General features: G+C 44.9%; 12 protein-coding genes. 6 read left to right on the top strand and 6 right to left on the bottom strand.

Features of this window, described 5'->3' with window-relative positions:
* Nucleotides 1-107 precede the first annotated feature (107 nt).
* The 3 genes from QVA83_RS02420 to ubiD all read right to left on the bottom strand — a co-directional run bounded on the left by QVA83_RS02420 (nt 108) and on the right by ubiD (nt 4,033).
* Nucleotides 108-1,454 carry a hypothetical protein gene (locus QVA83_RS02420; RefSeq protein ID WP_069945048.1) on the bottom strand — a complete coding sequence of 449 codons (1,347 nt, stop codon included), beginning with the start codon at nt 1,452-1,454 and terminating at the stop codon, nt 108-110.
* 318 nt (nt 1,455-1,772) lie between these two features.
* Nucleotides 1,773-2,468, bottom strand: a complete 696-nt coding sequence (gene fre / locus QVA83_RS02415) for an NAD(P)H-flavin reductase (RefSeq protein ID WP_069945047.1) — start codon at nt 2,466-2,468, stop codon at nt 1,773-1,775.
* A 98-nt stretch (nt 2,469-2,566) separates the two neighbouring features.
* Nucleotides 2,567-4,033 (bottom strand): 4-hydroxy-3-polyprenylbenzoate decarboxylase, encoded by a 1,467-nt coding sequence (gene ubiD, locus QVA83_RS02410; protein WP_014950926.1) that lies wholly within the window; start codon nt 4,031-4,033, stop codon nt 2,567-2,569.
* Between the two features lie 351 nt (nt 4,034-4,384).
* Between ubiD and QVA83_RS02405 the strand changes: the two genes are divergently transcribed.
* Nucleotides 4,385-4,636, top strand: coding sequence for a TIGR02647 family protein (locus QVA83_RS02405; protein WP_014999717.1), 252 nt, complete (start codon nt 4,385-4,387; stop codon nt 4,634-4,636).
* Between the two features lie 177 nt (nt 4,637-4,813).
* Nucleotides 4,814-5,458, top strand: a complete 645-nt coding sequence (locus QVA83_RS02400) for a tetratricopeptide repeat protein (protein WP_287498102.1) — start codon at nt 4,814-4,816, stop codon at nt 5,456-5,458.
* Between the two features lie 137 nt (nt 5,459-5,595).
* Here QVA83_RS02400 and QVA83_RS02395 read toward each other — a convergent pair whose 3' ends face one another.
* A complete protein-coding gene (locus QVA83_RS02395) occupies nt 5,596-6,159 on the bottom strand; it encodes a cytochrome b/b6 domain-containing protein (RefSeq protein ID WP_014980447.1) in 564 nt (187 codons plus the stop codon).
* Between the two features lie 101 nt (nt 6,160-6,260).
* The gene (locus QVA83_RS02390) at nt 6,261-6,542 is read right to left on the bottom strand and encodes a PepSY domain-containing protein (RefSeq protein ID WP_014950922.1); all 282 of its coding nucleotides are present in this window, start codon (nt 6,540-6,542) and stop codon (nt 6,261-6,263) included.
* Between the two features lie 318 nt (nt 6,543-6,860).
* Between QVA83_RS02390 and QVA83_RS02385 the strand changes: the two genes are divergently transcribed.
* From QVA83_RS02385 to QVA83_RS02375, 3 genes are all read left to right on the top strand, one after another.
* Nucleotides 6,861-9,224, top strand: coding sequence for a TonB-dependent receptor (locus tag QVA83_RS02385; protein WP_287498101.1), 2,364 nt, complete (start codon nt 6,861-6,863; stop codon nt 9,222-9,224).
* Nucleotides 9,225-9,456: 232 nt separating this feature from the next.
* Complete coding sequence (locus QVA83_RS02380) at nt 9,457-9,705, top strand: CopG family ribbon-helix-helix protein (RefSeq protein WP_014950920.1); 249 nt, start codon at nt 9,457-9,459, stop codon at nt 9,703-9,705.
* Nucleotides 9,686-9,982, top strand: coding sequence for a type II toxin-antitoxin system RelE/ParE family toxin (locus tag QVA83_RS02375; protein ID WP_014950919.1), 297 nt, complete (start codon nt 9,686-9,688; stop codon nt 9,980-9,982). The genes QVA83_RS02380 and QVA83_RS02375 overlap by 20 nt, the downstream gene beginning before the upstream one ends.
* Nucleotides 9,983-10,107: 125 nt before the next feature.
* Here the strand turns inward: QVA83_RS02375 and QVA83_RS02370 are convergent, their stop codons facing one another.
* Complete coding sequence (locus QVA83_RS02370) at nt 10,108-11,826, bottom strand: alkaline phosphatase D family protein (protein ID WP_287498100.1); 1,719 nt, start codon at nt 11,824-11,826, stop codon at nt 10,108-10,110.
* Nucleotides 11,827-12,133: 307 nt separating this feature from the next.
* Between QVA83_RS02370 and QVA83_RS02365 the strand changes: the two genes are divergently transcribed.
* A partial coding sequence (locus QVA83_RS02365) for a ribonuclease R family protein (RefSeq protein WP_287498099.1) occupies nt 12,134-13,189 on the top strand: 1,056 nt, incomplete at its 3' end.

Below are 13,189 nucleotides of genomic sequence, written 5' to 3'. Positions count from 1 at the left end.
GGACAATGAATATCGATGTAATTAACTTTATTTAAGAGGAATACAATATATCGGCACGTAACACTCCGTGCCGATATACATTTACAATTTAAAAGATCTAAGCCTATTTAAAAGTCGAAGTAAACCATACCGTAGGCGGTAACATCATCATTTTTAAGCGACTCAAGATAATCATTCGTGCTTTGCACATCATAAGCTTCCAATCCTATATAACCCGACGCTGGCTCTTCATCGAAGTTAAAGTTTGCCGATAGGGGAAAGTCGACACCCTCTATGTCTAAGTTATCTAAAATAGCAAGAGAACCCTGACTTGGTGTGGTTAGTTGGAAGTAATAGAGACGATCACCAGAAGAATCATTCCCAGACAAGGTAACGGTTACAGAGTCCGCTCCCACTGAAGACAGGTCATAACTTTCATCATTAAAGAATGTTAAAACTTGTTGGGAAAATAAGTCGTAAGACATCAATGCTAAGTCTAATGATTCAGTGTGGGTGGATGGAAGTGTTACCTGAGCGCCCGTATAAATGGATACTTGAACATCTGTGCCTTCGGAGCTGAAGCTGTCGAACTCGAAATTGTAAGCATCGATATACGTTTCAGGGGTGTCAAAGATAGGAACTGAAGGTGAAAGTTCTGCAACATCCCAAACCTGCACATTATCAGCATAATGCATCCAGCCATCTTTTCGGCCGCGTAGTGAAACGCGCAGACTTGAGTCACTGTTGACGTTATTATTGAGCAGCGAAAAAGGTACTTTTCTGACAAGCTCTGCATTACTTACTACATATGTTTCATCGAAACTGTAATCACTAAGAACAGCAGTGTAATAGGTTTCAGCAGGGTATTCCTGTGCACTGGTTAGCGTGAGAGCAATGTCTGGCCACTCTCCGCCAATGGGTCGACAAACATTAGCTTCAGCCAACCAGTCTGTGTCATTGACATCGAAAATATTAGACGATGTTGTGGTAGAGACAACGACGCTGGCCATAGGCGAGGCAACAGGAACTTGACTAATATCGAATGTTACGTTGTTACATTCGCACGAGTCTTCATTGGCGAAGCCTTCAGCGATAATGCGTGTGTTTTTGATTTTATCGGCGGTAATGTCTACGTAGGTATGAACGCGAGGATAGGCAGTTTCTCCCCAATAACCTACACTTAGCATCGTATACGTTGCTACACCGGAGTAATCGATAGCGATATTTCCGTCATCATCAGCTTCATAGACAGCAGCTACTGCACCGCTGTTGTCATGGCGAACAACCATAGCTTCAGTTTGAGGTATTATCTCACCGCATGAACTAAAGTAACTTGCACTAACTACATGCTCATAGTTTGAAGTAGGCGGTGTACTTCCATTGTCGTTAGTAGGAGGTTGTGAAGAGCTACCACCGCCACATCCGGCAATAGCGGCCGCTAAGCCTGTTATTAGCAGTTGTTTGTTGTACTTCATATATTTTTCTGAAAGACATAATAGTAGGCTGACGCATGTCCAAGCAGCGCGGAGTGCCGAAATCAAACTGGTTACTCTACCAATGCTTCCAATTCCTTTTGTTTTACTATTTGATTTGTTGGTTGAGTGTTGATGTTAGCAGTTTTTTAGAAATGAAAATAGACGGCGCTTATCAGATTTAATTTATGTAAGAAGATAGGGTTAGTGTGTGAAATGCCATGTTGACCATATATAGTTTTGTATGGTCAACATGACGGGCTAGAGGTAGATTTAATGCTCACGACATGAGCATCTTTTGCTACTACTTACCTTGCACGCTTAAATAAACGCAAACGCGTCGCCAAACAGGTTCTCAACTTTTAAGCCGCGTTGTGTAAAATCATCGCGTACAACTTTGGCCATTTCAAAACGACCTGCAACGTAAACCTGAATATTGGCAAAGTCAGCGTGGTCTGCCATTACCGCATGGTGTACCCAGCCCGTTCTGCCTTTCCATTCGTCACATGCAAACTCTACAACCGGCACAAAAGTGAAGTGATCGTTAGTTTCAGCGAGCTCAGTTAGCTTGTCAGCTAAATACAAATCAGCCGCGTGTTTTCCACCCCAATAAAGGGTAAGTGGTGTCTTATCACCGCTGTTAAGATGCTCTTGCAGAATAGAGTAGGTATATGAGAAGCCAGTACCACCAGCAATAAGCACCATAGGCATGCCATTACTTTGCAAAAAGGCATTGCCATTACCTACGTTTACGGTAATTTCGCCATCCGCACGCATGCGCTCTAGCACTTCACCAGCGTAGCTGTTGCCAGGCTCTGCGCCAATGTGTAATTCAATGCGGCTATTATCAAATGCGGCATTGGCAATAGAAAATGGACGCATATCTTTTTCGCCCATTACCACCATGGCGTACTGACCCGCTTTAAACTCAACAGGGCTTTCTGGCGTTAATTCAACTTTTTGAACCACTTCGGTTAAAGGCGTGATGCTTGCAACCTTACACTTAATTTCTGACATGTATTCTCTTCTAACCTTCTTGCTTAGCGTGTCGCCTTTTCATGCGCTTAAGAAAAGCGCATGCTTCAATACAAAATAAATAGCGTTAAAAATAGCCGCTACATAATACCAAGACTGTCCCAAATATCATCAACGCGTTTTTTAACGTCTTCGTCCATCACAATAGGTACGCCCCATTCTCGGTCGGTCTCGCCCGGCATTTTATTGGTGGCGTCCATTCCCATTTTAGAACCTAGCCCTGAAACGGGGGACGCAAAATCCAAGTAGTCGATAGGCGTATTTTCTATCATTACCGTGTCGCGGGCTGGGTCCATACGGGTAGTGATGGCCCAAATAACATCGTTCCAGTCACGCGCGTTGACGTCGTCATCGCACACTATCACAAATTTGGTGTACATGAACTGGCGCAAGAACGACCATACACCCATCATCACCCGTTTCGCATGCCCAGGATACTGTTTCTTCATCGTCACCACTGCCATACGATAAGAGCATCCTTCAGGCGGTAAGTAGAAGTCGACAATTTCAGGGAACTGCTTTTGCAAAATAGGCACAAACACTTCGTTTAGCGCAACACCTAAAATAGCTGGCTCATCGGGTGGACGGCCTGTATAGGTTGAATGATAGATAGGATCTTTACGGTGGGTAATATGCGTTACCGTAAACACTGGGAAGTCATCGACTTCATTGTAATACCCGGTGTGATCGCCGTATGGACCTTCAGGTGCTGTTTCATCTTGTGCGATATAGCCTTCAAGCACAATCTCGGCACTGGCAGGTACTTGTAAGTCGTTACTAATAGACTTAACCACTTCGGTTTTATCGCCGCGAAGTAAGCCTGCAAAAGCATATTCAGAAAGGGTGTCTGGAACAGGAGTAACCGCGCCTAAAATGGTAGCGGGGTCTGCGCCCAATGCCACAGATACAGGGTAAGGTTCGCCCGGATGCGTTTGACACCACTCACGGAAATCAAGTGCGCCACCACGGTGTGACAGCCAGCGCATAATAAGTTTATTTTTGCCAATAACCTGCTGACGGTAAATGCCCAGATTCTGACGCTTCTTATGCGGCCCTTTAGTAACACTTAACCCCCACGTTACCAAAGGCGCAGCGTCTCCCGGCCAACAGCGCTGTACCGGAATTTTAGATAAATCTACGTCGTCACCGGTAAGCACCACTTCCTGACAAGGGGCTTTTTTAAGGACTTTGGCTGGCATATTAAGCACCTGCTTAAATACTGGCAGCTTCTCCCAAAGATCTTTCAGCCCTTTTGGGGGCTCTGGCTCTTTTAAGTATGCCAGTAGCTTACCTACTTCGCGAAGTGCTTCAACAGACTCTTGACCCATGCCCATAGCTACGCGCTCTGGCGTACCAAACAAGTTAGCTAATACGGGCATGTCGTGATTTTTAGGGTTTTCAAATAACAGCGCAGGGCCGCCAGCACGCAACGTCCTGTCGGCAATTTCTGTCATTTCAAGGTCGGTATCAATGGGCTGGGTAATGCGTACCAATTCACCTTTAGCTTCTAGCTGGCGAATAAAGTCGCGTAAATCTTTGTACTTCATCAGTGCAGGTGTATCCACAAACTCAATTTATGGCAAGAATATACTATTTAGCGCCAAAGTCCGATCAGTAAGCGCCGTGTTTACACGATTAAACGTTTTACAGATAAATTACGCTTTACAGAGGTGGCATTTGGGTGTGATATAAGAAAGCGTTAACAATATTAATAAATCTAGGGCGAATAGCGCGTTGGTGTTTGCACTTCGATATACGCGCTTTGGTATAGGTTTTCAGTTTAAGCACTGTTACATTAAGTGTTTGGGTGTAAAATTCTTTTCCAAAGTTCGATGGGATAGAGCTATCAACTGGCACCGTGCTAAACCCCTAATAACCCTTTTGCCTAAGGTGGTTACATGAGTTCATTCGATCAGGACATGCTAGACGAATTAAATTTGTTACTGAAGTTTCCAACAGACAGTCTGCTTCAAGGTCTGAAAATTCATCACGATGCAAGCCAAAGCATGGTGAACGCAGCATCCAGGCTGTACTCCAAAGGCCTAATCACTTTGCCTGACGGCGGTTACCTTACTGACCTAGGTATTGACCTTGCTGACCACGCTCGCCATATTCAATCGGCCATGTGCCCACGAAAAAGTAGCCATTAACCGCCAGATAGAAAAGTAAAGTGGCGTGCTAGTAACGATGTTAAGGTTTTGAAAAACTGCCACTTCCTTAGCACGCTGGCGCCTCATTTCGTAAAGATAGGCATGTCTTAGTTAAGATAATCTATAATTAGTCGATACCTTAACTAAGACACTGCAATCAACACATACTCTTTTGCTATGAAACGTATTCTAACCACAGCCTTACTTATGTGCGCTTCTGTCACTGGCTTTTCCGCTCATGCTCTTGAAGGGGAAACCATCGAAGAGCTTCGCGCAGTTCAGCTTTACAGCCAAGACGCCTTAATCGACATGATTAATGCCAATACGCATTTAGATAAGGTTGTGGCTGACCGATGCCAATTAGTACAAGACATTGAAGCGCGTGCGAACGTGCTTAAAGTGCCGGCCTACCAATTTTTATGGGGGGATATGCTGGCATGGGGTGTTTGTGTAGATGCTGAACCTGCCCGTGGTATTGGCTATATGGAAGATGCTGCGAATCAAGGTTTGCCTGCAGCACTTGAGCAGCTTGGGCGTTATTACGCAAAAGGCACACTCGTACAGCAGGATAAATCTCGCGCCGTGGTGTATTTACGAGAAGCCGCTGCGCTTAAAAACCTAAAAGCGCAAATTCACTTGGTTGAGTTGTTTTTGGACGGTTATGGCAGTCCTTACGATTATGAAGACGCATACCACTGGCTTTATAACTCGGTGACCAACGATAAAAAGCAGCATCAGCAAATTGCGTCTTACCTCGCTCGCTTAGAAAAATTAATGCACCCGAAAGCCGTGCGAGAGGCAAAGCGGCCTTTGGATAGTTAAAAGCCACAAGTGGCGAGGTGATAACGAACACCTGCAGGCAACTAAAATCTTAAGGGCAGAAAGGCTGGCAAACACAACAAGCCAGCTTCGGCAAAAGTGTATTTATGTCCGTAGCACATCTATGTCTTTACGTAGGCTTAACGCTTACGCCAGCCAGTAAGCATAGGGCGAACTAACTGAATATTACCCATACGTTGTACAGCAAACACGGAAGCAATATGCACCAACACACAGCCGTACAATACATCAGCCATAATACTGTGTATCCATTCCAGCGTGCTATTTCCAAACAGTGCGTCTATTTCTTCCATCATAAAACCGGTAATACCTAACCCAAGCAAAAGGGCAATAACTGCCATCACCATAAGCCAGCCAAAAGGATTGTGGCCATGAGTACGTGGGATTTGTTTATGCTTTAAGTGCTGAAGATGTTCTCTAAAGGCCTGCTTGCTTAGCGAAATAGTGGAGAAGCTAGCGTAATCTGCGGAGCCCTTCTTGTTGGGATTAGCTGAACGTAAGCCCCAAGCAACGCGTATAGATATAAGCGCTACGCCCACATAGCCCGCGATTTCATGAAAAAGCCGGCCTGGCTCTACAATAAAGTAGTTGGTGATAAAACTTGCAACAATGCCCCAGTGGCATACGCGCACTACCCAATCCCAAACATAAATATCTGAACCCGTGTCTTTAGCTTTGTGCATTACGTGACTTTCTCAGGGTAAAACAAAAACGCTGCAATAGTTTGCAGCGTTTTTATCAAGTTTTAAAGCAAGCGTTCGATGAACCGTTTGCTAAACAGAATTTAGTGCATTTCTTTTTTAACAATGCTGCCATCAACAGGGTTAAAGTAAATCTCTACTTTGTTCTCTTCTTTATCGAAGCCGTAGATTTCGTAGCAGTTACCGCCTGTCACTTTAAATTCGTTGATTTTGTAGCCTTGCGCTAACAGCTGAGCCTGAAACGCATCTTGGTTTTGCCATTCAGCTTCCGGCGCAGTAGTACACTGAGTGGTGCCGTGCTCTGCACTACATGCGCTTAATAAGGTAGCGGCGCCAATAGCAGTAGCCATCATTAGTTTTTTCATTGCAGTCTCCGTTTCGCTTTTTATTTAAAAGTTCTTTCTATCCTACTTAAATATTGTACTGACATTGTTCTTTTGTGCATAGAGGTTGCACTACTTTGTTGTACAGAATTGAGTTCTGTTTGGTTTTATAACGGGGCACAGAATACTTGTCATAAAATTGCCTCCGACATGTCACGGATAGTTCATCGAACCGTCTCAAAAGCGTTCTACATTTTTGGGCTTTGATATTTCTAAACACTAGGCAATGTCGCCAATCTGTCGGCGAAATGTTTAAAAAATACATAAAACACCCAATAAGCACACAAAAGGAATGATTTGATGCGTCCTCTGTACCCACGAACGGTTTATCCACGCTCTCTGCTTGCCACAACAATTGCATTTGCGCTATCAAGCGCCGCAATTGCACAAGAAGTAGCGCCCGACACAGAAAACGAACATAACTATATAGAAGAGATTACGGTAACCGCACAAATGCGTGAGCAGTCCGTTATGGATGTGCCTGTTACTATGGATGTAATAGGTAGCGAGTTCTTAGAGCGCACCAATATCATGGAACTTGATGAGCTTTCTCGTATTTTACCTAACGTTCAAATTCAAGAGCAGGCTGTAAGCTTACCGTCCTTTAATATTCGAGGCGTGACTGACGACGTATCTTCGGTGTCGGCAACGCCTCGCATCTCTGTATATCAAGATGGCTTTGATATCAGTAAAAAGACGGTAGCCAGCGTCGCGCTTTTTGATATTGCGCGCGTGGAGGTTTTAAAAGGCCCCCAGCCAACCTTGTTTGGTGTGGCGGCAGCCAATGGTGCGGTAAGTATTCATTCTAATCTTCCCACCTTCGAACAAGAAGGCAAGGTACAGGTTGGCTATAACTCAGAGCAAGGGCAAGAACTTGAATTCATGTATAACCAGCCTATTAACGACAACCACAGTTTTCGTATAGCAGGTCTTTATCGCGAAATGGACGGCATTGTAGAAAACAATGCCTGTAGCGCTGACTCCTATTACGGAAATGCAAATATGTACAACCATCTTGGTGAAGAAGTGCCGTGCAACAGCGAAGATCTTCAGGGTGTTTCAGTACAAGCACTACGTGCAACATGGCGAGCGAATTACGATCAGCTTGAAATCATTGCGCGCGCAGCCATGGAGTATAACGACCAGCCGGGCATTGCCTTCAAATCAGGCTCTATCGCCCCCAATGGCGGAGATACTAGCCCTTTTACTGATGCCGAATTTAGTTTAGGCAGTGAACTAGGCATTGAACGAACGCTTCAAGCTTATGATTTAACCGTAAACTACGATTTCAACCAAATGCTTAGCCTACACGCCGACGCATACTATAAAGATGTAGAAGTAAGCGAGGGATTTGACGCCGACGGTTCAGCCTTGCGTATTCAAGATGCTTATTTCGATAACGACGCCACGCTTCAGGGCGCATCAATGCGCTTAGTATATGATTCTGGTGATAAATTGGCCGCATTTGTTGGTGCGTCGATCACCCAAGACGATTCTATTTTGCCCTACTATGTGATGGTCGACCCATTTGTACGTGGTACCTTCGATGCGGTTAAAGCACAGCTTGAGGCCACCTCAAACATTCCGCTAAATCAGAATATCGCTACTGACGCATCGTTAGAAGAAATAGAAACACTGCGTGCGATGTTAGTGTCGCAACTGTTTAATGAAGATGGCTCTCCTATTTCTAACCCTGCATTGCCGCCTATTCTGATACAAGGGCCGTTTATATTTGAAGCTGAACTTGATATAGCGTCTTATGTTGCTGAGGTGTCGTATTTTGTAACCGACGACATCAACATTACTGCTGGCATTCGCTATATCGACGAAACACGTTATACCCGTAATACTTATACTACTGCAGATGGTGCATTTACGTTCGATGCCGAGCGCGACTTTGACGATACCCTGCCGCGATTTGCCGTAAGCTATGATGTTAATAACAACTGGAACGTATACGCGAACTACGCCAGGGGACGACGTTCACCAGTTGTGGATGCTAACGCGGGTGGTGTTAATGTGACTAAACCTGAAATAGTAGACAGTTACGATTTAGGTATTAAATACCAAAGCTCGAACTTCCTGTTCTCAGGTGCCATATTCACCTACGAATACAGCGATTATCAGCAAAGCTTTACCGACGCAGAAACCTTACAGTCTATTACTGTAACGGTAGGCGACTCGACCATGTCGGGTATTGAAGGCATGACGACCTATAACTACAGCGAGACGCTGACGCTAACAGCAAGCCTTGGTTTCCTTGATGCTGAATTTGCAGACAATACTGCTGATGGATCTGAGTTCCAATACGGTGGCAATAAGTTCCGCTTAGCGCCAGAAGTTAGCGGCGCGATAAACATCAACAAAGTATTCAATATGGACAGTTTTGACATTGATGTTAACTGGCTTACCAGTTTCCAGTCAGAAGTGTTTTTTGAAAGCAGCAATTACCCTGGTCTTTCTCAAGATACTTACTCACTGACTGATGTATCGGTGAAGCTGCTTCAAGACAACAGCAAGTTTGCCTACGAGTTTTACGTGAACAACCTGTTTGATAAAGAGTTCTTAATTGATGCAGGTAATACAGGCGGCGGTTTAGGTATTCCTACCTTCGTACGCGGGATGCCACGCATTGCTGGTGTGCGTGTTTATTATGAGTTTTAGAAGTAAAGAATAAGAGAGTACCTATTCCCGTCAATATGCCCCTATCTTGATGGGAGTAGGACGTAACTTAAATTGTATGGGTCACAAGAAGGAGTATCAGAGACTCTGATTTTATTCGGTGCGATTTAACTATAACGTCTTGCACTCTGTCTTTGGTGATGAAAAGTAAAAGAAGACATTTAATGCTAGTGCAGCTACAATAAAGATTCTCAAAGAACCTCGGAGAATCTACATGCCTTTAAAAGCTACCTCAGTAAGATTAGATGACGAAACACTTGCACGTGTAGGCGAAATGGCTAAGGCGATGGATAGACCTAGGGCGTGGCTGATGGCCGAAGCCATCAAGCAGTATGTTGCTCGCGAAGAGTGGTTTATCCAAGAGGTGGAAAAAGGAGTGAAAGCCGCTGATGAGGGACGTTTGACCGACCATACTGATGTCAAAACTAAGTGGGAGGCTAAGCGTGCAGCTCAAATGGACTGATCTTGCAGGTACCGATTTAGAGAAAATTGAAGCTCATATTGCTCAAGAAAATAGCCCCTCTGTAGCTATTGACGTTGTCATGAACATTATTGATAGTTCGCACCTAGTCCTATCAGAACATCCTAGAGCAGGCCGTCATGGCCGATTGAAGAATACGCGTGAACTTGTAATTAATGGCCTGCCGTTTATCGTTATATATCGAGAAAACATCACTACAAATTGCATCGAAATACTACGTGTTCTTCATGATGCTCAGCAATGGCCCAACGCAGATTAAAAACAAACTATTTGTGGAAAGCACTAAGCTCGTTGTCAGACTTGTAAGGTAGCGTTTGTAGCCTTTAACTTTATAAATAACGTGCATAGGCTCAAGCCTATACACGCTTAAAAACTTGTAGAACGCTATGCCTTAATCTCATAGCTATGCGTATTAACCACTTTGCCTGCTTTGGTCAAAATCGCATCTACATAGTGCCACGTTGCTTTTGCGCTATCTTGGCTAACGGTTAAAGTCATGAACCCGCGCTGGTGGAGGTTACAGTACTGCAAATCTTCTATAAGAAGCGGTAGGTCGTCTGCAAGGGTTTTAGCTTTTTCATCCCCCATGCTTAGGTAATGTTCCATACCGGGTGACGTCACGCCTGGTGTGGCAAGTTCAACCCCTACCTCTGTACCATCTTTAAGAGTTAATTTGTTGTGCCAAGCATTATGTGTATCACCTGCAAGGGCAATAACTGGCTTGCCGATGGACTTAAGCTGCATCAGCACCTGTTCCCGCTCAACAGGGTAGCCATCCCATGCGTCTAAGTTGTAAGGCATTACGGTATTGATAAGCGCAAGCTCTTGCTCACTAAGTGCACCACCTTGCTTTTGTTTGCGTTTGATATTCGCGAGCCTATGTACATGATCAGGTATTGCTTTGCGTTCAACGCCATTAAAAATCGATACAGGGAAAAGCATACGGCCTATTAATAACTGTTGCCCTAACACCTGCCATTTAGCCTGGCTTTGCCGCATAGACGAATGTAGCCAGTTGCGTTGGGTTTCACCGAGTAAACCGCGGTTCGGGTTGCTGATGTCTTTCATAAAGCGTGCTTGGTCAAACGCTTTAGTTTCAGCATCGCGATAGTTGGCGTATTCAAGCTGTTTGTCGCGGGCAAGAACGCGGGTGTCGAGCATGTATAAGTCAAGAAGTTTACCAAAAGTAAACTGACGATAAATTTCTAAGCGCTCGGTGCCAAACGGCGGGCGTATAGGTAGCCATTCATAATAAGCTTGTACGGCCGCTGCACGACGTTCATAAAAATCACCTTCATCCTCTTGGTGATTTTCGGCACCATCTTTATAGGTGTCATTAGTAATTTCATGGTCATCCCACACAACTATAAAAGGCTTATTTTGATGTAGCGACAATAAGCCACTGTCTGTGCGGTATAGCGCATAGCGATTGCGATAGTCAGTGAGAGTATAAAGCTCGGTGTCGTTATCTGGCGCATAGGTTCTGCCAATTTCCTTGGCGTGCTCAGTTGCGTAACCTTCACCATCGTACTCATAAATGTAGTCACCAAGGTGCAATACATAGTCGATGTTGTCGTCTTTCGCTGCTTCCATATAAGGCGTGAAAAAGCCAGCGGGGTAGTTGGAACAAGAAAATATGCCGAACGTGACATTAGACACTTCGACTTCAGGTAGCGTACGGGTTTCTCCCACAGGACTTGTATTATTAGCGCTTTTGAAGCGGTAAAAATAACGACGAGCTGGACTAAGTCCTGCTACATCGACTTTTACGGTAAAATCATGGATTGCTTTGGCTTCAACAATACCGCTACTTATCACATTGGCAAAATCAGCATCGCTTGCCATTTCCCATAAAATATCGGCCTTGGCTAAACCTGACTTTGAGCCCGTACTTGAGCCCAAATTTGCAGTGGGCACGGCGCGCGTCCAAATAATCACGGCGTCTTTTAATGGGTCTCCACTCGCCACACCATGGGTAAAGGTAGCGTTGGTTTGCGGTTGGCTGTTTGCTGAAGGGCTAACAGTACAGCCTGCTAGCCCTGTAGACACTGCTACGCTCGCGCCTGCGAGTGACGACAGCTTTATAAACGATCTTCTATCCATATGCCTGCTCTTTATAAGGTTTGTAAGGTATCCGGTGATGTCATTGTTTTGTTGAACGCTCATGCAACAAAAACGAAAACCCATTTTTATACTGAGTGTTTGTGACATAGAGATGTCAGGCTGAGAATCCATAATAACAGTCAATGTTTTACTGCAAATACTGTTATACTGTGCAGCAAATAACCACATGAACCAAAAATGGTTTGTGTGTCTAAACAATCATACTTATGTTTTCTACAGAGCTTTGAAGAACTAAGCCACAAACGAAAACACGTTGAACAAAATACGAAAGGTAAATTTAAAATACATGAGTGATGATCCGCATTATCAGCGCGAGAAAGAGAAGTACGAAAATCCGGTAGCCAGCCGCGAATATTTAATGAGTTTATTAAAAGAGCACGACAAGCCGTTGTCGTTTCTTGATATCTGTAACTTGGTGAACGCCTTCGACGAAGAAGCGCGAATTGGAATTCAGCGCCGACTACGTGCCATGGAGCGCGAAGGTCAGGTGCAATTTACCAAGCAGAAAAAATACATTCTCCAAAACCGTGATGAACTCATTAAAGGCAGAATTATTGGTCACCGTGATGGCTACGGCTTTTTGCGTCCTGAAGATAAAAGCGGTGATTTATTTATCAGTGCTGGGCAAATGAACCTGTTCCTTCACGACGATGTGGTAGAAGCGCGCATTAGTGGTACCGATCGCCGTGGAAGAAAAGAAGCGTTTGTTACGCAAGTCATTGAGCCGCGCAGCGAGCCAATTGTTGGCCGCTACTTTGTTGAACAAGGTTTTGGCATGGTTGTGCCAGATGACAGCCGGTTGCAGCACGAAATTGTTATTCCACCAGAGAGCACACACGGTGCGCGAATGGGGCAGGTGGTTGTGGTAGAGCTTACCCAGCGTCCACGCCGTAAAATGAGTCCGGTGGGCAAAATTGTTGAAGTACTTGGTGAACATATGGCGCCAGGTATGGAAATAGAAATGGCACTTCGCACGTTTGATATTCCGCACCAGTGGCCAAATGGCGTAACCAAACAAGTGGAAAAGCTAACCGATCAGGTGCCCGATGAAGCCAAAGAAGGTCGCATAGACTTGCGCCAGCTTCCGCTTGTTACCATTGACGGTGAAGACGCCCGCGACTTCGATGACGCGGTATATTGTGAACCGCTCGACGATGGTGGCTGGCAGCTATGGGTAGCTATTGCCGATGTAAGTCACTATGTAAGAACAGGCTCAGCTCTTGATGATGAAGCGCAGCAGCGCGGTATCTCGGTCTATTTCCCTGACCAAGTAATTCCAATGTTGCCAGAAGTACTGTCAAACGGCTTGTGTTCACTAAACCCTGAAGTCGATCGCCTATGT

This window comes from Alteromonas sp. AO-Serp (assembly GCF_017849675.1).
GTDB lineage: Bacteria > Pseudomonadota > Gammaproteobacteria > Enterobacterales > Alteromonadaceae > Alteromonas > Alteromonas macleodii.
This window is presented reverse-complemented; position numbering and strand designations above follow the sequence as displayed.

What these genes read in the sequence shown, in the direction of transcription:
- QVA83_RS02395 (WP_014980447.1), bottom strand. Translation starts at nt 6,159, where the DNA reads ATGCACAAAGCTAAAGACACGGGTTCAGATATTTATGTTTGGGATTGG.
- QVA83_RS02420 (WP_069945048.1), bottom strand. Translation starts at nt 1,454, where the DNA reads ATGAAGTACAACAAACAACTGCTAATAACAGGCTTAGCGGCCGCTATT.
- ubiD (WP_014950926.1), bottom strand. Translation starts at nt 4,033, where the DNA reads ATGAAGTACAAAGATTTACGCGACTTTATTCGCCAGCTAGAAGCTAAA.
- QVA83_RS02385 (WP_287498101.1), top strand. Translation starts at nt 6,861, where the DNA reads ATGCGTCCTCTGTACCCACGAACGGTTTATCCACGCTCTCTGCTTGCC.
- fre (WP_069945047.1), bottom strand. Translation starts at nt 2,468, where the DNA reads ATGTCAGAAATTAAGTGTAAGGTTGCAAGCATCACGCCTTTAACCGAA.
- QVA83_RS02370 (WP_287498100.1), bottom strand. Translation starts at nt 11,826, where the DNA reads ATGGATAGAAGATCGTTTATAAAGCTGTCGTCACTCGCAGGCGCGAGC.
- QVA83_RS02380 (WP_014950920.1), top strand. Translation starts at nt 9,457, where the DNA reads ATGCCTTTAAAAGCTACCTCAGTAAGATTAGATGACGAAACACTTGCA.
- QVA83_RS02400 (WP_287498102.1), top strand. Translation starts at nt 4,814, where the DNA reads ATGAAACGTATTCTAACCACAGCCTTACTTATGTGCGCTTCTGTCACT.
- QVA83_RS02390 (WP_014950922.1), bottom strand. Translation starts at nt 6,542, where the DNA reads ATGAAAAAACTAATGATGGCTACTGCTATTGGCGCCGCTACCTTATTA.
- QVA83_RS02405 (WP_014999717.1), top strand. Translation starts at nt 4,385, where the DNA reads ATGAGTTCATTCGATCAGGACATGCTAGACGAATTAAATTTGTTACTG.